This window comes from Micromonospora pattaloongensis, assembly GCF_900107255.1.
Classification (GTDB): Bacteria; Actinomycetota; Actinomycetes; order Mycobacteriales; family Micromonosporaceae; genus Micromonospora_I; species Micromonospora_I pattaloongensis.
Genome location: NZ_FNPH01000001.1, coordinates 447,544 through 466,382, shown reverse-complemented (window position 1 = coordinate 466,382; position 18,839 = coordinate 447,544). Strand labels below are relative to the sequence as shown.

The 18,839-nt window shown below is 71.8% G+C and carries 18 protein-coding genes; 12 read left to right on the top strand and 6 right to left on the bottom strand.

What is annotated here, in order from left to right; genetic code table 11:
* Positions 1-54: 54 nt before the first annotated feature.
* The 8 genes from BLW47_RS02255 to BLW47_RS02220 all read left to right on the top strand — a co-directional run bounded on the left by BLW47_RS02255 (position 55) and on the right by BLW47_RS02220 (position 5,929).
* Positions 55-1,266, top strand: a complete 1,212-nt coding sequence (locus BLW47_RS02255) for a helix-turn-helix domain-containing protein (protein WP_091550750.1) — start codon at positions 55-57, stop codon at positions 1,264-1,266.
* 332 nt (positions 1,267-1,598) lie between these two features.
* Entirely contained in the window at positions 1,599-1,778 is a 180-nt protein-coding gene (locus BLW47_RS02245) for a hypothetical protein (protein ID WP_091550745.1), read from the top strand.
* A complete protein-coding gene (locus BLW47_RS02240) occupies positions 1,775-1,993 on the top strand; it encodes a hypothetical protein (RefSeq protein WP_091550742.1) in 219 nt (72 codons plus the stop codon). The genes BLW47_RS02245 and BLW47_RS02240 overlap by 4 nt, the downstream gene beginning before the upstream one ends.
* Entirely contained in the window at positions 1,990-2,163 is a 174-nt protein-coding gene (locus tag BLW47_RS25010) for a hypothetical protein (protein ID WP_175543468.1), read from the top strand. The genes BLW47_RS02240 and BLW47_RS25010 overlap by 4 nt, the downstream gene beginning before the upstream one ends.
* A gap of 109 nt (positions 2,164-2,272) precedes the next feature.
* On the top strand, positions 2,273-2,857 hold the full coding sequence (locus BLW47_RS02235) for an RNA polymerase sigma factor (protein ID WP_091550739.1): 585 nt from the start codon (positions 2,273-2,275) through the stop codon (positions 2,855-2,857).
* Entirely contained in the window at positions 2,854-3,657 is an 804-nt protein-coding gene (locus BLW47_RS02230) for a hypothetical protein (protein ID WP_091550736.1), read from the top strand. Before BLW47_RS02235 ends, BLW47_RS02230 begins: the two co-directional genes overlap by 4 nt.
* Before the next feature lie 464 nt (positions 3,658-4,121).
* A complete protein-coding gene (locus BLW47_RS02225) occupies positions 4,122-4,679 on the top strand; it encodes a hypothetical protein (protein WP_091550734.1) in 558 nt (185 codons plus the stop codon).
* A gap of 101 nt (positions 4,680-4,780) precedes the next feature.
* Positions 4,781-5,929, top strand: coding sequence for a hypothetical protein (locus tag BLW47_RS02220; RefSeq protein WP_139307135.1), 1,149 nt, complete (start codon positions 4,781-4,783; stop codon positions 5,927-5,929).
* 109 nt (positions 5,930-6,038) lie between these two features.
* Here the strand turns inward: BLW47_RS02220 and BLW47_RS02215 are convergent, their stop codons facing one another.
* The 3 genes from BLW47_RS02215 to BLW47_RS02205 form a co-directional block, all read right to left on the bottom strand.
* Complete coding sequence (locus tag BLW47_RS02215) at positions 6,039-7,913, bottom strand: adenylyl cyclase (RefSeq protein ID WP_091550729.1); 1,875 nt, start codon at positions 7,911-7,913, stop codon at positions 6,039-6,041.
* A gap of 205 nt (positions 7,914-8,118) precedes the next feature.
* Positions 8,119-8,751: a class I SAM-dependent methyltransferase gene (locus tag BLW47_RS02210; protein WP_091550726.1), complete on the bottom strand. Its 633-nt coding sequence runs from the start codon at positions 8,749-8,751 to the stop codon at positions 8,119-8,121.
* Positions 8,752-8,811: 60 nt separating this feature from the next.
* A complete protein-coding gene (locus BLW47_RS02205; RefSeq protein WP_139307134.1) occupies positions 8,812-9,111 on the bottom strand; it encodes a hypothetical protein in 300 nt (99 codons plus the stop codon).
* 224 nt (positions 9,112-9,335) lie between these two features.
* Here BLW47_RS02205 and BLW47_RS02200 point away from each other — a divergent pair, with 224 nt between their 5' ends.
* Positions 9,336-9,647 carry a hypothetical protein gene (locus BLW47_RS02200; RefSeq protein ID WP_245736280.1) on the top strand — a complete coding sequence of 104 codons (312 nt, stop codon included), beginning with the start codon at positions 9,336-9,338 and terminating at the stop codon, positions 9,645-9,647.
* A 156-nt stretch (positions 9,648-9,803) separates the two neighbouring features.
* On the opposite strand, the gene BLW47_RS02195 is transcribed toward BLW47_RS02200, so the two are convergent.
* Both BLW47_RS02195 and BLW47_RS02190 read right to left on the bottom strand, forming a co-directional pair.
* Positions 9,804-10,457 carry an HNH endonuclease family protein gene (locus tag BLW47_RS02195; protein ID WP_091550721.1) on the bottom strand — a complete coding sequence of 218 codons (654 nt, stop codon included), beginning with the start codon at positions 10,455-10,457 and terminating at the stop codon, positions 9,804-9,806.
* A gap of 419 nt (positions 10,458-10,876) precedes the next feature.
* Positions 10,877-12,520: a dolichyl-phosphate-mannose--protein mannosyltransferase gene (locus BLW47_RS02190; protein ID WP_425435308.1), complete on the bottom strand. Its 1,644-nt coding sequence runs from the start codon at positions 12,518-12,520 to the stop codon at positions 10,877-10,879.
* 117 nt (positions 12,521-12,637) lie between these two features.
* Between BLW47_RS02190 and rsmI the strand changes: the two genes are divergently transcribed.
* Positions 12,638-13,495: a 16S rRNA (cytidine(1402)-2'-O)-methyltransferase gene (gene rsmI / locus BLW47_RS02185; protein WP_091550719.1), complete on the top strand. Its 858-nt coding sequence runs from the start codon at positions 12,638-12,640 to the stop codon at positions 13,493-13,495.
* A gap of 39 nt (positions 13,496-13,534) precedes the next feature.
* Here rsmI and BLW47_RS02180 read toward each other — a convergent pair whose 3' ends face one another.
* The gene (locus tag BLW47_RS02180) at positions 13,535-14,800 is read right to left on the bottom strand and encodes a hypothetical protein (protein ID WP_091550716.1); all 1,266 of its coding nucleotides are present in this window, start codon (positions 14,798-14,800) and stop codon (positions 13,535-13,537) included.
* A 152-nt stretch (positions 14,801-14,952) separates the two neighbouring features.
* Here BLW47_RS02180 and metG point away from each other — a divergent pair, with 152 nt between their 5' ends.
* On the top strand, positions 14,953-16,755 hold the full coding sequence (metG, locus tag BLW47_RS02175; RefSeq protein WP_091550714.1) for a methionine--tRNA ligase: 1,803 nt from the start codon (positions 14,953-14,955) through the stop codon (positions 16,753-16,755).
* 94 nt (positions 16,756-16,849) lie between these two features.
* Complete coding sequence (locus BLW47_RS02170) at positions 16,850-18,838, top strand: hypothetical protein (RefSeq protein WP_091550711.1); 1,989 nt, start codon at positions 16,850-16,852, stop codon at positions 18,836-18,838.
* Position 18,839 lies beyond the last annotated feature (1 nt).

Below are 18,839 nucleotides of genomic sequence, written 5' to 3'. Positions count from 1 at the left end.
TACCGTTGGCCAGAGTGTCGCCGCGATGCATCCCGCGCTACGAGGAGGTTCGGGATGGACCCCATGCCGGAGCTGACCTTCGGCCAGCGTCTGAAGCTCTACCGTGAGCGCTCGGGTAAGACGCGCGCCGTGCTCGGCGGGCTGGTGGGCCGGAGCGCGGAGTGGGTCAAGGCCGTGGAGACCGATCGGATCCTGCCGCCCCGCATACACATGCTGGATCGGATCGCCCGCGCCCTCAAGGTCGACGTGGCCGCCCTGATCGGGGAGATGTCCACCCGGTCCGCGGTGGTCAACGGGCCGGAGCACCCCGCACTCGCCTCGGTCCGTGCCGCCGTGAACCGCTTTCCGATGACCGACGACGTCCCTCCTCAGCCGTTGCCGCAGATCAGGGAGCGGGTCGCCGCAGCCTGGCGGGCACGCCATCAGGCGTCGGACCACCGAACCGTGCTCGGCGCTCTGCTTCCCGACCTGATGTGGGACGCCCAGCGTGCCGCATTGATGTACGAGGGCGATCAGCGTCGCCAGGCCCACGCTCTGGTGGCCGAAGTCCTCGGGCTGACCCAGATGTTCCTCGCGTACCAGCCCGCGGCCGAGCTGCTGTGGCGGGTCGCCGACCGGGCGATGGTGGCGGCGCAGGAGTCGGGCGATCCCGAGGCGCTGGCACGGGCCGGGTGGTTCCTCTGCCAGGCACATCGCGACGCGGGGGACTGGGATACGGCAATGTCGGTGACGCTCGACCTGGTCTCAGGTCTGGAGGCGCGAGCGGCCGACGGGAACCCCAATCTCCTCGCCCTCTGGGGTGCGCTCAATTTCGAGGCTGCATACATTGCGGCTCGCGCCGGCGAGGAGGGCCGCGCCTGGCGCTTCTGGGACCGCGCGGACGGAGTGGCGCAGCGATTGCCGCAGAGCTTCTACCAACCGCAGACGTCGTTCTCGCGCATCATCATGGGCGCCCACGCGGTGACGGTGGCCGTCGAGCTGCAGAAGTCCGGGGAGGCGGTCCGGCAGGCCAACCGCGTTGACCCGGCTGGCATCCCATCGCGGCCGCGACGCGCGCGCCACCTGATCGAGGTCGCCCGCGGCCATTACGGCAAGGGCGACAGCGAGTCCACTGTGGCGAGTCTGCGGCAGGCGTACGAGTCGGCACCCGAAACAATCCGCTTCAACGGGTACGCACGCCAGATCACGCTGGATCTGCTCGACGGGCCGCGCGCGGTGCGCAGCGACGTGCACGATCTCGCGCTGAAGGTCGGCCTGGTCTCCTGACGTAGGGGTACGAACCCTACCCGTTCCGCGCTGCGACGCTGCGTACGTTCCCCCTCACGGGATGCGGCGGGCGGTGCGGATTCGCCTGGTCGCCGTGTCCCCCTCAACTCGGGGGCGGGGGAGCCCACCCTCATCACTGAGGGAGGTCCGGTGCGGCGTGTTTCGTACGAGGAATACGTCTCGGCCGTCGCCCTCACCCTCGCCCGTCGGCACCGGCCGGTCTGGTCATGGCGCAAGTGGCGACGGATCTGCCGTTGCGGCGCTGACCTGCCCTGCCACGCCCGACACCGCGTCCCGATCAACCGTGGCCATTGGCCGCGAGAGGAGGACCAGTGACAGGAAACGCGGAAGAGGCGATCCTGGCGTCGCACGCCCGAGGGCCGGACGGACTCTGCACCGGCTGCCGCGCATGGTGGTCGCGGCTGACCCCGTACCCGTGCTGGCAGATCGACTGGGCGACCAGCCGGCAGGCGCGGTCGCTGACGGCGGCGCTGCTCGGAGGCCGCGAATGACCACGCACGCCCCGGTGCTGCCGGTCTGGAGATGCGGCGGCTGCGACGCGCCCTGGCCGTGCCGGACCCGACAGCGAGAGCTGCGCGCGGAGTTCGACGAGGCTCCGACGTGCCTGGCTCTCTACATGGGTGCCCAACTGGTGCGCGCCTCCGAAGACCTGACCTCGGTGCCGGCGGGCGTGCTGCACCAACGTTTCCTCGGCTGGCTCCGGTGAGCAGCCTGCGGCCCAGCGACGAGAAGTTCCACTACAGCGACGGCTCCCACAAGTGGATTCCGCCGGAGCCCGACTGCGACCAAAAGGTCTGGGACGAGCAGGTCCGCCAGCACAAGCAAGGCCACCTCACAAACGAGCAGCCCAAGGTGCGCATCCAGCGCCTCGTCTGACGCCAGCAGTACAGCAGCGAAGCAGACGGGATGGCGTCAGGCGCTGTGCGCCGCCGCCGGCGTTCGAGGAGGCCTGCAACAGGTTCGGCCCAGCCGGCGATAGTGAGGCGTGACGAGCCAGATACAACCGTCTGACCAAGATTTGTGGACGGCTATCGCAGCCGGCGACGAGATCGCCTTCGGCCGACTCTTCGACCGATATGCCCGGGCGGTGTACAACCACGCGTTCCGGCTCACTGGCTCTTGGACGCTCGCGCAAGACGTTACGCAATCGACCTTTCTCGTCGCGTGGCGTCGGCGGGGCGAGGTGGACCTGGTTGACGGGTTGGCGTTGCCTTGGCTGCTGGTGGTCGCTACCAATGCGACACGTACTGAGTGGCGTTCGGCCCGGCGGTGGTTGGCAGCCCTGCGTAGGTTGCCGCCGGAGCGGGAGGCTGACGTAGACCCGGCCAGCGACGTAGCCGCGCGGCTCGATGACGAACGGCAGATGGCCAAGATTCTGGCGGTGGTCCGCCGACTCCCTCGCGCAGAACGCGAAGCGGTTGCCCTGTGTCTGTGGTCCGGAGTGCCGTACGGCGAGGCGGCGACAGTCCTCGGTATCAGCGAAGGCGCGGTCCGTTCGCGCGTGAGTCGCGCACGAGCCCGGCTGGCACGGATGGTCACTGACGACAACAAGCAGGAGGAGGAGCGATGAGAGACATTCTCGACGCGCCTATTGAGCGGGATCTACCGCCCGGCGAGGCGGCGCGAATGCGGGCGGACCTGATGAGGTCGATCCACCGTTCGCGGCCCCGCGCGGCAGTGCGACTGGGGATTGTCGCGATGGCGGCGGCCGCAGCGGTGGTCGTCGGCGTGGCGGTGGCGCCAAACGGCGACGATGTGCAGCACTTGGCGATGGGTCCCGACGAGCTGTCACCGACGCTGCGCCAGGCGATGGAGCAGTGCCTGTCGTGGAACGCGCAGCACGAGCAGATTCCGGTGTCCATGGACCAGCTAGCCGTGGCCGCCGAACAGGACCATCGTGCCGTGGCACTGTTCATGACGGAGACCGGGTACCTCACCTGTGATGTCTCAATGTCACCACGTGAGGGGGTCAGTGGGGGTATCACCGCGGAACGCGACTGGCCACAACGGGGCTGGTTGCCCGGCCCGGTCCAGCGACTCCTGCTTACGTCGACCGAAATCGACGGCGGTGACGTCGCCGTGACTGGCCGGGTCAGCGCTCGCGTGCACCGGCTGGTGCTCGAACACGGCGACGGGCACACGACCGCGGCACGGCTGGCTGACGGCGTGTTCGGCCTGCTCACGGAAGGCAGCAGTGTTAGGGAGAACGCTGAGTTGGTCAGCTATGACGCCAGAGGCACCGAAATCGACCGGCGTCTGCTGTTTCGTCCGTCCGACGAGTTCGATCACTGCTACGCCGACTCATCCGGCAACGTTGTCTACGGCAAGCCTGGCACTGACTGCCAACCGGCCGAGCGCTGGAGTCGATAAGCAAACCCATAGGTGAGGAGAACCCGTGATCGTTCGTTCGGGCCGAAGCGGTCGCCTGCCCGATCCGTGCCCGATGCAGCGGCCACCGGCGGTCCACCCGACACACATGCACGGGCTGCGTCAACGCTGAGTGCCCGCCCGCCGGCCCGATCGGTCACCGAAGGCATGGATCAACGCGGTTCCCAAGCTGACAGTGTCATGCGCGCTGCTAGGCTGACGCGGCTCGCGCGAGAGGTGGGGTCCGCCCGGTGCTCTGGATGGTGCTGCGTAGGTCGGTCGCGGTGGTGGCCGTCGGCATGGTGACCGCGTGCGGTTCTTCAACAGCTCATACAGCGGATCGATCGGCGGGCGGAACAATCCCCTCCACGGGTCAGGCGACGAGCTCGGCCGCAGCCGCGAAGCCGGCTCCCCCCACAGTTCCGCCGACCGGCGGAGCCGGCTACTCCGCGACGCTGTCCGCACGCTTGCTGGACACGGACTCACTGCCGCCGGGATTCACTGCGGAGATCGCGACAGTGATGCCGGCGGATGCTGGAGAGCAACGCCAGGGCGGCGAAGTGTCCTGCTCGGACAACATGATCCCGCTACTGTCGGCCGCGCGGCTGACCGGTACTCCGTCAGCGATGGCCGCAGCCACCCTCAGCTATGACGCCGGTCCCGATGACTTCTGGGTGGGAACCGAAATCCTCAGGACCTACGCCGATGACGGTGCACGACGAGCAATGACCGACCTGCGCACCTTCATCGGCCGTTGCCCCACCCTCGTCGTGTCGTCCGGCCTTGGCATCGGCGACAGGTACCGCTTCGCAGTCGCGCCGGGGCCGCGGCTGGGCGATGACAGTATCCACGTCAGCTGCAGCACGACGTCCGGTTCCGGCACGTTGGAATGGGACAGCGTACTCGTCCGGATCGGAACCGCTCTGGTGGTCGTCAAGGAGCAGGGCAACAAGCCGGGTGGCAACAGATACCTCACCCAGCTCGCCGAAGCTGCGCTCCGCAGGTTCCAGGCGACCGGATCCTGAACGGCCTTGCGGGCCCTGAGGCCAAGGCCGTTTGCGACCCCGAGTGGCGGGACTCCGGACGGGGGTGGTGCCGGCCGGACGATTCCTGAAACCATTGAGCAATGCCGCTATCTCCCCCCTTCCGGGTGTGGCGTCCGATTCTGTTCTGGCCGCTGCTGCTCGCGGCGGTCCTGGCGACCGTCCTGGTGCCGTTGCTGCTCGCGGGCATGGCGAGCGGGGGAAGCCCGCACCTCCGGCCCGAGCCGCGCACGATGGTGTACTGGGCCGCCGGGTTCCTGACCGTCTTCGCGTTTACCGTGGGCGCGCGCCACGCCGTCCGGAGTCCCGCAGCGACGGGCCGCGCGTATCTGGCCGGCCTGGCGAGAGCGCTCGCGGTCGCGGGTCTGGTCGGCGCGCCCTATGTCGCGGCGTACGGGGCGGTCTGTCGCTGGGTGTTCCCGATCAATGACCCGGGTGAGGGCGGGCCGGGCGCCGGTCGGGAGATCATCTGGATGTCGGTGCGGTCGGTCGGTTTCGGCCTGGTCGCGGCGGCGTTCGGCTACGCCCTCGGCACGGTGGCCCGCCGCATCTGCCAGCTTTCCGGGCGCCCGCTCGGGCCGGTCCCGCTGCTCGTCGCCCCGCTGTCCGGGGTGTCGGCTTCCGAAGCTGGGACGGTGCCGCCGCAGGACGGCGCCGACGCGGGAGCCGCCGCGCGGAAGCCGCTCAGTCGCAGCTCGTACTGGGTGGCTGCCGCGATCACCGTCGCCGGTGTGATGATGTGCCCGCCTTTCGTCTCGCACACCGCCTGGTTCGCGATGGAGTCCAATCCGGAACCGGCCGCCTACCTGGACGCCGGGCAGACCGTCGAGGTACGGCTCGACCACGCGGGGGAGTACGGCATCTACGCGGTGTGGCCGGCCGCCGGCGGTGCGGACGCGTGCCGGGTAGCCGGGGATGACGGGGCTCCGGTCGACACGAGGAGGCCCAGCATCCGCTTGCCCCTCGACGTCAGCGACAGCGTGACGTGGATCTGGGTCTCCCGCTTTACCGCCGAGCCGGGCACGTACGCGGTGAGCTGCGTCGGAGAGCGGGCGGAGTACTTCGTCGGCGAGGCACCGCGGATCGGTGGGCTGCCGGGTCACCTGGCGACGGTTCCGGGTGGGCGCGTCCCACTCCTCGTGGCCGGCCTCGTGCCCGGTGCCGTCGCCGTGGCGGTGATCGCGCTGGACCGCGCCCGGGCACGGCGACGATCTCCGGCCTCCGCCGGATAGCCGTACCGCGGCCCCGGTGTCGTGGTGGGCGGTGCGTGGTAGGCGGTGCACGGACGGACGTGGGCCGGAGCTTCGGCGAAGCTCCGGCCCACGTCGAGAAAGGTGCGCGTTACGGGATCGGGTACTCCGCCACGTAGACGGGCTGGCCCACCCGCGTCATGTCGGCCGCCTCGCCGACCCCGTTGACCACGTGGTCGATCGTGCCGGCGCTGAGGTTGACCGTCATGATGTGGTGCAGCTTCACGCCCGGGGTCACCGGCACCTCGAAACCGTTCTCGGTGTGTATGGACGGGTTGTTCTGGTTGAAGACGTACACCCCGCCGCCGTGCAGGGTGTGGTGTCTGACCCGGTCGCCCACCTTGTAGCCCGCGTACCCCTCGACGTCGCCGTTCATCCAGTCGGCCTGCGTCGGCGGGTCGTACGGCAGTTCGTTCTGGTAGAGGATCGTCGTGCCGTGCTCGCCGTTCCAGACCGTGTTGTAGCGCTGGAAGTGCTCGACGAACAGCCCGGTCGCGGTCACGTGGTCGCCGTTGATGACCGCGCCGTAGCGACCGGTGTTGGTCTTCCAGCGTTGGGTGTCGCCGTTGACGCCGCCGGTGAAGCCCTCGACGCCGTGGTCGCCGCGCCACACCCAGGTGTGGTCGATCAGGACGTGGTCGCTGTTCACCTCGAGCGCGGTGTCCGCCTTGCCGACGTGCGGTCCGCCGACCCGGAAGTAGACATCCGACAGGGTGATGGGGTTGCGCGGGTTGCTGTCGTTCCGGCCGTACTTCTGGCCGACCCGCAGCAGCACCGGCGACTCCTTCAGGCCGGCGTCGACCGTCACGCCGGCCACGATCACGCCGGGCACCCCGGCGACGTCCAGCGGGATGGCGCCGCGCACGGCGGTGAGGGTGGCGTGCCCGATGCCGAGCACGACGGTGTCGGGGCGCTTGACCTCGATGCTGCGGGCGATGTCGTACACGCCGGGGGTGAGCAGCAGGTGCTTGCCGCGCGCGAGCTGGTTGTTGATCACCTGGACCGGGTCGGACGGCTTCGCGACGAAGAACTCCGAGATCGGGACCGTCCGGCCCGGCGTCATGCCGTTGGCCCAGGAGACGCCGCGGGTGTCGCGGCGCGCGGCCGGGACCCGCACCTGGTACGCGCCCTTGGCGTCGACGAAGAGGTACGGCTTCTCCCGGCTCAGCGGGGTCGTCTCCAGCGTGGTGTACGGCGGGCTCGGGAAGCCGGCGTCGGCCGGGGCGCCGACCACGCCGGCGAAGACCTGGTTCCAGACGCCGTTGGACCAGCCCGCGAGCTCGCTGTTGCGGGTCAGCCACTGCTGCTGCGAGCCGTTCGTGGTCGACGGCAGCCGCGAGTCGGCGATGAAGCCGCCGCTGGCGTACTGCGGGCCGGCGGTGCAGTAGTCCATCAACGACAGCCCGCCGCCGCTGACGTTGAGCCGGCGCATCGACACCGCCTGCGAGACCGCCCAGAAGTTCGCGGTCGACCGGCAGTCGTCCTGGCCCTTGGCGTTGATGTTGATGGACAGGTTGGACAGGGTGCGCCAGAAGTTGACCAGCGCGAGGCAGTTGCCGGTGCCGCCGTCGGCGAGGCAGCGGTTGTAGACCTCGACCTTGCCGTTGATGGTCACGTCGGTGGGGGAGGCGCCGAGTCCGGAGATCTCGGTGTAGTAGCCGACCTTGAACTGCAGCGGCCGCTCGGCGCTGCCGTAGGTGCCGGGCTTGAAGAGGTAGGCGTACCGGTTGGTGCCCATCTCGTTGTTGACCTGCTTGGCGTGGGCCGCGTCGAGCGCCGCCTGGATCTCGCTGACCGGCATGCTCGGGTCGAAGATCGTGACGTTGGGCCCGAAGTCCGGGGTACGGGGCGGGGCCGTGCCGGCGCTGGCCGCCGTGCTGGTCGCGGTGACGGCGGTCGTCAGCACGAGACCGAGCGCGAGCGCCCGGCCGAGCCGCCGCCCCGGGCCGGGGGACTGTGTCGTCATACGGTTCGTCCTCTCCGCTGGTCGGAGCGGCGGGGGGGCACGCTCCGGGGGCAGCGAGGTGGGTATCGGCGTGGAGGTGTGAGAGAGCGCTCTCCCGCTTCGTCGCACTTGTATCACGCTCTGAACGAAGTGGTTGAGATGTTTCTACCGGGTAAACCAGTCGCGCGCTACGGCGACTTTTCGGGCCTCGACCACATATCGGTGCCTACGGCTTGCGGGCCATCAGGAACGCCTGCGGGGTTTTCTCGCTCTCGTCCGCTTCCCGCACCAGCCTCGCCACCTCCACCAGCCCGACCCGGCGCACCAGCTCCGCGACCAGGTTCGGCGGGAAGCGGTACACGTCCAGCGACACCGGGAGGCCGTACGCCTGATCGAGATGCACCCGCTCGTCACCCACCTTGAAGGCGAGCAGCAGGTGCCCGCCGGGCGCGAGCACCCGATGAAACTCGGCGAAGGCCAACGGCAGCTGCTCGGGCGGGGTGTGGACGAGCGAATACCAGGCGACGACCCCACCGAGACAGTTGTCGGGCAGCTCCAGCGCCAGCATCGACCCCTCGGTGAACCGCAGCTCCGGGTACGACCGGCGCGCCACGGCGACCATCTGCGGCGACAGGTCGATCCCGGACACGGTCAGGCCGAGATCGGCCAGATGCGCGGCGACGCGGCCCGGGCCGCAGCCGATGTCGACCACCGGCCCCCGCACCAGCTCGGCGAAGACCGCGAGCATCGCCCGATCCCACGGCTTGGTCGTGAGCTCGTCCCGCAGTCGTCTCGCGTAGTCGACCGCCACCGTGTCGTACGACGCCCGCGTGGCGTGGAGGTATCCAGAGTCCACCATGGTGGACGAAAGTAGCTCATCCACATCGGACCGCGCGGCGGGCCGCCTCGCGTGTGCAGCCTACGGCGGGGAAGGTGCGACGCTGCTCGGCCCGACGGTGCCCGCCGGCCTCGGAGTGGCGCTTTCGGTGAGGCCGCTGACGGACCAGGCGATGAGCACCGCGGCGGCGACACCGACGATCAAGATCCACCCGGCCGCCGAGCCGAGGAGGCCGAGGAAGGCACGGAACAGGAGCGGCACCGACTCCTTGGTGTTCTTCCAGTCCCGGTGCGCGCGGTGCGCCGCCTGGTAGGCGCGCCCGGTGACGAACCCGACCGCCATCCCGAGAAGCGCCATGGCGATCGCTATCCCTCTATCCATGCCGGCATCATGGTCGAGACATGGCAGACAGCCAGTTCACAATCTGACAGTTGGCAGGAAGGTGTGAGTCACGGGCGGCCAACTGTTGATAGGCGTACGGTCCGCGGGACGCCAGCACGCCGACGAGCGCGGCTGGATCGCCGGACCCCGGCGGTCGTTAGCGGCTCTCCCCGCCGGGTACCGAAACAGGTGATGCCCTGAAAGCGGAAACCGGAGGAGGAGACATGACGACGGCAAATCCGGCCGCCCGGGCGCCGGCGCAGATGGCCGACGCGAACGTCGGGCGGCGCGCCGCTGTCGCGCAGGCCGACGAGACGAAGCCCGCGCTCAAGACCACCGAGTTCTACATCTTCCTGATCGGCGTGGGCGCGGTGCTGATCGCGTCGCAGCTGGTCGGGACGGCCGCGAACGGGGTCGACCCGTTCCGGGCGGACAAGGCCTGGTGGTACATCACGCTGCTCACGATCGGATATCTCGGCAGCCGGGGCCTCGCGAAGGCCGGCAGCTACTGGCGTAACAACGAGGGCCGCGAATAACGCGGCCCGGGGCGTCCCGCTCCCACGCCCCGGGAGCGGGCCTGCCCCGCTCGGTCTCGCGCGACCGGTCGTCACCGGCGGATGCGCGGGACGCCGGGCCCCGCGACGGTCATTGGCCGCCGCGGGGCGCCGGGCGCCGGCTGTGCCGTACGCGGGTCAGTAGGCGTGGGTCACGGTGATGGTGGTGCTGGGGCAGGAGTTGGCGTAGCTGGTGAGCACGTTCTTCTCGGCCGTGTCGACGCTGAGCCGCCACCGCGTCTTCACCGCCACCCATTCCCCGACGTAGCGGCACTTGTCGTACGTCGGCAGCCAGCTCGCCGGGTCCTGGTCACCCTTGGCCTGGTTGACGTTGTCGGTCACCGCGATGAGCGCGCGGCCGTCGCCGAGGTCGTTGGCGTACGACTGCCGCCGCGACGTGGTCCAGTTCCGCGCGCCGGAGTCCCAGGCCTCCGCCAGCGGCACCATGTGGTCGATGTCCAGGTCGCTGGTGGCGGTCCAGTAGGCGCGGTCGTAGTACGAGTACCAGCGGCCGCCGCTGAGCGAGCAGCCCGAGCCGACCGACGGGGCGGTCACGGCCTCGGCGATGAGGACCTCGTAGCGGGTGTTGCAGCCATCGCCGTCGGCATCGATCCAGTGCGGGAACAGATCCCGGTTGTAGCCGGTGCGCACCTCCGTGGCGACCGGCAGGTTCGACACGGCGGTGGGCAGGGACATCGTGACGGTGGCGGCCCGGGCGGGGGCGGCGAGTCCGGCGACGGCGAGGGCGCTGCCGGCCAGCAGGGTGGCGGCCCAACGGAGGGTACGGGTCATGGGGGCTCCATCTACATCGGAGGCGGGATTGCCTCGCCTAGATATAGAGAGCGCCCGGAGACATCGGTAGATAGCAGATTGTTAATAACAGGCGGCGGCGCTAGAAACGGACTATGACAACGGAAAGCCCTTCCCTGGTTGCGGTGCGTGACGCTCCCTGATGGCACATCCCGGGCGATACGGAGATTTGCCTGATCGAGTGACCCCCATCCGTGCTATTGGTAGTCATTTGCCCGATCTGTTAAGCCATGCTCGCAGCGCCGAAATCTCGTGCACCGTGACCCGTTGTGCCGGTCATGCCGGGTCGTTAAGCTCATCTGTGCGCGCCCCTATCGCCCGCTTCCCCCGTGGCAGGCGATCGGGGCGCGCTTTTTCGTCCCACCGCTGGGCGCCCGCCCGGCAACCGTCCGCAGGCCGCCTCAGATCCAGCGGTTGCCGAGCCACATCCGCGCCGACCAGTCGTCGTACGGGATGACGTCGCCGACGTAGATCGGGTGGAAGTAGGCGAAGCAGATCGCGACCAGCAGGACGTACGCCCCGGCGACGATCGCGCCCACCATGCGTCGATTCGGGGCGGGCGCGCCGGAGTGGTCGGCCGGCGCCGGGGCGCGGACCGGCGAGATGATCGCCCCCAGCACGTAGACCACGCCGAGAATCAGGAACGGCTCGGCCGGCGCGGCGTAGAAGGCGAACATCGTGCGCCCCTGCAGCGCGAAGAAGAACCAGGGGAGCAGCCCGACCGCGACGCAGAGCAGGATCGTGTACGCCCGCCAGTCGCGGCGCGCGATGCCCAGCCAGAGCAGCGCGGCCAGCGCCGGCAGGAACGACCACCAGAGCACCGGCGTGCCGAGCAGCAGCACCTCGGACGCGCAGCTGGACGCGCCGCAGGCGCCCTCGTTCGACCAGTGGAAGGCGACGGGGCGGGCGAGCAGCAGCCACTGCCACGGCCACGACTGGTACGCGTGCTTCGTGTCGAGTCCCTGGTGGAACTTGAGCGCCTCCAGGTGGTAGTGCGAGAGGTTCAGCAGCGCGCCGATCACCGGCGGCTCCGACAGCCCGTTCTGCTCCCGCCAGTGCCGGTAGAAGCCGTCGTCGCCGAGCAGCCACCCCGACCAGCTCGCCACGTACGTGACGACGATCAGCGCGCCGAAGAGCAGGAGCCAGCCGATCTGGTCGAGCAGGGCCCAGAGCCACGGCCAGCGCATCCCGACCGAGCGCCGGGCCCCCGCCTCCCAGACCACGATCAGCAGCACGAAAGCCGGCACGAACCAGAGGGCGCTCCACTTGACGGCCAGCGCGCAGCCGAGCAGTACCGCGGCGAACAGCCGCCACCACGGCACACCGCGGGTGACCCGGCGGGTCGCCCGCCGATCGTTCGGGTCCAGGCCGGCCTCGGCCACGCGCAGCCACCGCCGCCGGGTGGCGTCCCGGTCGATGACCAGCGCGGCGAACGCGGCGAGCACGAAGAAGAGCAGGAAGATGTCGAGCAGCGCCGCGCGGGAGAGCACCAGGTGGAATCCGTCGAGCGCCAGCAGCAGCCCGGCGGCGCAGCCGAGCACGGTGGACTGGAACATCCGCCGGGCGATCCGGATGAGGATCAGCACGGAGAGCGTGCCGACGACCGCCGCGGAGAAGCGCCAGCCGAACTCGGGCGAGACGGTCGCGATGTGCCCGGCCGCCGAGATGTTGCCGTCCGCGTCCTGGTATCCGAACGCCCACTCGCCGAGCGCGATGAGCCACTTGCCGAGCGGCGGGTGCACGACGTACGCCGCGGTGTTGTCCTTGTAGTTCCACTCGACGCCGTGGTTGAGCAACCCCCACGCGTCCTTGGCGTAGTAGGTTTCGTCGAAGATCTTGCCCTTCGGGTGACTCAGGTCGACGAACCGCAGCACCGCCGCGATCAGGACGACCACCCCGGTGGCCAGCCAGGACACCGGATCGAGCCGGGCGTCGAACGGCGCGAGCCGCCGGCGGATGATGGCCGGGATGCGGGCGCGCGCCGCCGCGCGCGGCGCCGCGGCGCCGTCGCCGGAGCGCTCGCCGGTCGTCTCCGTGGTCGTCACGCTCGATGTCTCCGCTGTCGCCGCCGGGATCACCCCGCGATCGTAGGCTGCGGGGACGCCGAACGGGGGCTACGCGCGCCGGTGGCGCTCATGGGTGTCGATGGGAGAGGGCGAACTGTGGGTGAAAAGTCGGATACTGGGCGTTTGATCCTGGTTGGCGCCCCTCTCGGTAATCCCGGGGACGCGTCGACCCGGCTGCGGGAGACCCTCGCCGCCGCGGACGTGATCGCCGCCGAGGACACCCGCCGGCTCGCCCGGCTCGCCCGCGACCTCGACATCACGCTCACCGCGCGGATCGTCTCCTACTTCGAGGGCAACGAGGAGCGGCGTACCCCCGACCTGGTCGACGCGATCGCCGGCGGCGCCGTCGTCGCGCTGGTCACCGACGGTGGCATGCCCAGCGTCTCCGACCCGGGATACCGGCTGGTGCGGGCCACCCTCGACGCCGGGGCACCGGTCACCGCCGCGCCGGGTCCGAGCGCCGTCACCACGGCGCTCGCCCTCTCCGGACTGCCCTGCGACCGGTTCTGTTTCGAGGGCTTCCTACCCCGGTCGGGCGGCGCCCGCCGCTCCCGGCTGCGCGAGCTCGCGGCCGAGCAGCGGACCCTGGTCTTCTTCGAGTCGCCGCACCGGGTGGCCGGGGCGCTCGCGGATCTCGCGGAGGCGTTCGGCGCGGACCGGCCGGCGGCGCTGTGCCGGGAGCTCACCAAGACGTACGAGGAGGTGCTGCGGAGGCCCCTCGCCGAGCTCGCGGCCTGGGCGGCGGGCGGTGACCCGCGCGGTGAGATCACGCTCGTCGTCGGGGGCGCGCCGGCGACGCCGGCCGTGCGGCCGGCGGACGACCAGCTGCGCGCCGAGGTGGCGGAGCGGGAGGCCGCCGGCGCGTCGCGGCGGGACGCGATCGCCGCGGTGGCCAGCGGGTACGGCCTGCGCCGACGCGAGGTGTACGAGGTGGTCCACGCCGAGCCGCGCTGACGAACCCGACCGGGGGTCAGGTCGACGCGGCCGGCGCGGTCAGAAGGCCGCCGCGAAGAAGGCCGCCGCCATCAGCAGCGGGCCGGTCAGGGCGACGGCCGTCGCCCGCCGTCGCGACCGGGGCTCCAGCAGCCGCAGCGCTCCCGTGCCCCACACGATGCCCGCGCCGCAGAGCAGCACGAGCGCCAGCCCGAGCGCCCACCGCAGGTGCAGCGTCACCCCCGACCCCACGTAGGCGCCGCGGCCACCGGCGTCGACCATCCGCGCCGCGACCTGCGTCCCTTCGGCGCGCTGCCGCTCGTGAATCCCGAGCAGCGGCACGCGCTCGGTGGTGAAGCCGCCGCCGTTCGCGGTGAACGTGCCGACGCAGCGCTGCTGCACCCCGTCGCCCGTGCAGCGGCTGACCGTGGCGTTGCCGGACCTGCCGTGCCCGACCGCGAGCCAGAGCGGCTCGGCGCTGACCCAGGCGAAGAAGGCCGCGAGCAGCGAGAGCAGCACCAGCGAGACCAGCCCGACGGCCGGGCTGCGGGGCGGCTTGGGTGGCTTGCGGGGCCGGGTCGGTGGCGCCTCGCCGTGCGGCCGGCGCCCCGGCCCGCGTCCGCCCCGCATGCGCTGCGCCGGCCAGCCGCTGCCGTCCCGGCTGACCTCCTCCACGGGCAGCCAGAACGCCGCGGCCTCGCCCGGGGCCGTCGCCGGCTCCGCCTCGGCCGTCGCTTCGGCGGGGGTCGGGGTGTCGGTGGTGACCGCGGGAGGGTTCTTCGCCTTCACCGCCGCCTCGGGCGCGACCGGCGGGTTCTCCGCGGCGGCGTGCCGCGCGCGGGTGCGGTCGCGCCCCGCGGCCACGCGCGGCAGTTCATCGGTGTTCGCGGGTACGCGCGGCAGTTCGTCCGTGCTCGCGGATACGCGCGGCAGTTCGTCGGTGTTCGCGGGTACCCGCGGCAGTTCGTCGGTGTTCGCGGGCACCCGCGGGAACTCGTCGGTGCTCCGCGACAACCGCGGCAGCTCGTCCGGGGTGGCGGCGACGGCCGGCAGTTCGTCGGTCGCGGCGTCGGTCGGGCGCGGCGCGGGTCCCGTCGCGGCGGGGCTCGCCCCCGGCCCGCCGACGCGGGCGTCGGCCCGCCACCGCGGGGTCGAGGTGCTCGCCGGCGTCGCCGAATCCTCGGCCCACCACGCCGGGTCCCGCCCGGCCGTCCACGGGCTGGCGGCGCCGATCGGGCGGTCGCGGCGCGGGCCGCCCGCGGCCCCGGCCGGAAGGCGGTCGCCGCCGCCGTGGGGTCGCTGCAGATCACCTGATTCGCCGCTCACGCCCTCATTGGACAACGCTTGTCCCGGATCGCCGCGCAGGTGAGCTGCGTGTCGAGCGACAAATCGGGTGAACCGCCTGTCCATGCCGTCAGCCGGGACGCGGTGACTATCCGTTCGCAGCCGGCCGGCGACGGTCACTAGGCTTGGGCCCCATGAGTCACGTTCTCGCGGCGGTCGCCTGGCCGTACGCCAATGGCCCACGCCACATCGGCCACGTCTCCGGCTTCGGCGTCCCCTCCGACGTGTTCAGCCGGTACATGCGGATGGCGGGCCACGACGTGCTCATGGTCTCCGGCACCGACGAGCACGGGACGCCGATCCAGGTGCAGGCGGACAACGAGGGGGTCACCCCGCGCGAGCTGGCGGACCGCTACAACCGGGTGATCGTCGAGGACCTGGCCGGGCTCGGGCTCTCGTACGACCTGTTCACCCGCACCACGACCCGCAACCACTACGCGGTGGTGCAGGACGTCTTCGAGGGGCTGCACCGCAACGGCTACATCGTCGCCAAGACCACGCTCGGCGCGATCTCCCCGTCGACCGGCCGCACCCTGCCGGACCGCTACATCGAGGGCACCTGCCCGATCTGCGGCTACGACGGCGCGCGCGGCGACCAGTGCGACAACTGCGGCAACCAGCTCGACCCCGTCGACCTGGTCAACCCGCGGTCGAAGATCAACGGGGAGACGCCGCAGTTCGTCGAGACCGAGCACTTCTTCCTCGACCTGCCGGCGCTCGCCGAGGCGCTGGGCCGGTGGCTCGACACCCGCGAGGGGTGGCGGCCGAACGTGCTGCGCTTCTCCAAGAACCTCCTGGACGACCTGCAGCCGCGGGCCATCACCCGCGACCTGGAGTGGGGCGTGCCGATCCCGCTGGAGGGCTGGCGCGACCGCGCCGACAAGCGGATCTACGTCTGGTTCGACGCGGTCATCGGCTACCTTTCCGCCTCGATCGAGTGGGCGCGCCGCTCCGGCGACCCGGACGCCTGGCGGCGCTGGTGGGCCGCCGACGCGGAGGGCAAGGACGCGCGCGGCTACTACTTCATGGGCAAGGACAACATCGTCTTCCACTCGGTGATCTGGCCGGCGCTGCTGCTCGGCTACTCCGGCGAGGGCGACCGCGACGGCGACCCGGGCGACCTCGGGCGGCTCAACCTCCCCACCGAGGTGGTCTCCAGCGAGTACCTGACGATGGAGGGGCGGAAGTTCTCTTCCTCCCGCCGCGTCGTGATCTACGTACGCGACTTCCTCGCCCGGTACGACGCCGACGCCCTGCGGTACTTCATCGCGGCCGCCGGCCCGGAGAGCAACGACACCGACTTCACCTGGGCCGAGTTCCTGCGCCGCAACAACGACGAGCTCGTCGCCGGCTGGGGCAACCTCGTCAACCGGTCGATCTCGATGGCGGCCAAGAACTTCGGCGCGATCCCGCCGGTCGACCCGGCCGGGCTGACCGACGCCGACCGGGCGCTGCTGGACACCGTCCGCGCCGCCTTCGCCACCGTCGGCGACCTGATCTCCAAGCACCGCCAGAAGGCGGCGATCGCGGAGGCGATGCGGGCGGTCGCGGAGGCGAACAAGTACCTCTCCGACCAGACGCCGTGGAAGCTCAAGGGCGAGGACGAGAAGCCCCGGATGGGCACCATCCTGCACGTCGCGCTCCAGGCGGTCAGCGACCTCAACACGCTGCTCACCCCGTTCCTGCCGCACTCGGCCCAGAAGGTGCACGAGCAGCTCGGCGGTACCGGGGTGCACGCCCCGATGCCGCAGATCGTCGAGGTCGAGGATCTCGACGGCGGCCCGGCGTACCCGGTGCTCACCGGCGACTACTCCGTCGGGGCGCGGTGGGAGTCCGTGCCGGTCGAGGTGGGCCGACCGCTCGCCCCGCCGAAGCCGGTCTTCCGCAAACTCGACCCGTCGATCGTCGACGAGGAGCTGGAACGGCTCGGCGCCTGACCCCGCGTTCGTAGCGGCGCCCCGGCAGTCGCGACTTTGGCGGAGCGTGACGAAGCCGGCACGCGGACCGGTCCGCCGGGGAAAAATACGAGCAGTGGACGCAGGAGCGCGTGAAGACCCGTGGCGGCACCTCGGGCCCGCCGCCGGCGGGGCCGGCGACATCGCCGAGCTGATCCGACAGGTGGGTTCGGCGGGCGAGACCGAGGCCCGGGAGGCGCTCGACCAGCTCGGCTACGAGCTCGGCGGCGGGGAAGGGGTGCTGCGCTCGGCGGTGCACCCCACCCTGCCGCTGTTGATCGAGATGGTGGAGGGCGACCTGACGCCCTGGCCGGTCCCGGTGTTGCGGATGCTCGCCCGGCTCGTCCCGCCGCCCGGCGAGCGGGACCTGCGGGCCGAGACGGACCGGGGGTACGCCGGGCCCCCCACCGAGGTCGACCCACTGCTGCCGGTCGTGCGTGAGCTGCTCGGGGAGCACCTGCAGGGCCTGCACCGCCTGCTGATCGGCGAGGACCCGACGACCCGGGCGGTCGTGGCCCGGCTGCTGGCCGGGCTGCCCGAACACGCGGCCGCGAGCGTTGCCGCGCTGGTGCGCGCGGCCGACCGGGAGACGGACCCGGTGCCGCACGCCAGCATGGTGCTGGCGGTGGCGGCGCTGCACCGGGACGCCCCGACCACCGCGGCCGGTGACGGGGTCGGGCTGGCCGCCTGGCTGGACGGCCGGCTCACCGAACCGGAGGACGCGCTCGTGCAGACCGCCGCCGCGGTCGCCGCCGGCTGGCTGGCGCCGGACACCCGCCGGACCCGCCCGGTGCTGGAGGCGGCCGCCCGGCAGCTGCCGCCCGGTCTGACCGACGCGTTCCCGTGGGCGGAGTGCGGGCCGGAGCAGCTGCTGCGCTCGGCCCACCCCGACGACCGGGCCTTCGCCGTCGACCTGGTCAGCGCCGGCATCCGCGCCGCCGACGCCGGCCGGCGCGACGACGCGATCTGCGCGGGCGAGGAGGTCATGCGCCGGTGGCGGGCCGCGCCCGGGCCGGTCGTCGCCGTTCTCGCCGACCTCGTCGCCGACCCGTCCGCACGGGTGCGGCAGCACGCCGTCCACACCATCGCGCTCGCCGGCCAGGCCACCGCGCTGGTCAGCGACCTGCTGGTCACACTGCTCGACGAGCCGGCCGACCCCGACCGGGTGGACGCCTGGCCCACGGTCTCGGCCAGTGCCCGGTACGGCCTGGCCCGGCGCGGCGACCCCCGCAGCGTGCCCGCCGTGGCGCGGGCGCTCACCGGCCCCGACGAGAGCGCCTGGCTGGCGGAGTCGCTCGCCGGGCTGGCCGGGTACGCCGACGAACTCGTTGGCGAGGTGGCCCGCGCGCTGGCCACGACCCGCGACCACGGCCGTCTGATCGCCGTGGTCTCCGGCCTGCAGGCGTGGGGCGAGCCCGTCGCCGCGCTGGCCGAGCCGCTGCTCGCGCTGACCGGCGACGTGGGGTGGGCGGCGTGGCCCGGTGGCCTGCCCGGCGTGCTCGGCCGCCTCGGCCCGCGCGCCGAGCCGGCCGTGCCGTACCTGCGCGGGCTGCTCCTGCACGAGTTCCCCGCCGTGCGGGCCGCGGCCGCCGTGGCGCTGTGGCGGATCACCGGCGACGCCGACGCCACGCTCGCCGCGCTGCGGGGGCTGATGTCCCGGCCGGACCCCGGCGCGTACCTGGCCGCCGACGCCGCGGAGCAGCTCGGCCGGGCCGCCGCGCCGCTCGCCGCGGAGCTCGCGCCGCTGCTCGACGCCGACACCGTCGACTGCCGCACCCGGGTCGCCGCGGCCCGCGCGCTGCTGGCGGCCGGCGCCGCCGGTGGCGCGGTGCGCGCCACGCTCACCGCCGCGGCCGGCCCCGACGAGACCGGGGTACGGGCGATCGAGGCGCTGGCGTGGACCGGGGCGCCCGTCGCGGAGCTCGTGCCGGTGCTGCGGCCGATGGCCTTCAGCGAGCGGCGGATCCCGCAGTGCGGCGGCGACCTCGGGGTGATCCGGGACGAGAGCTGTCAGCGGCTGGCCCGGATCGCGCTGGCCCGGATCGCCCCCGGCGAGCTCGCCTGAG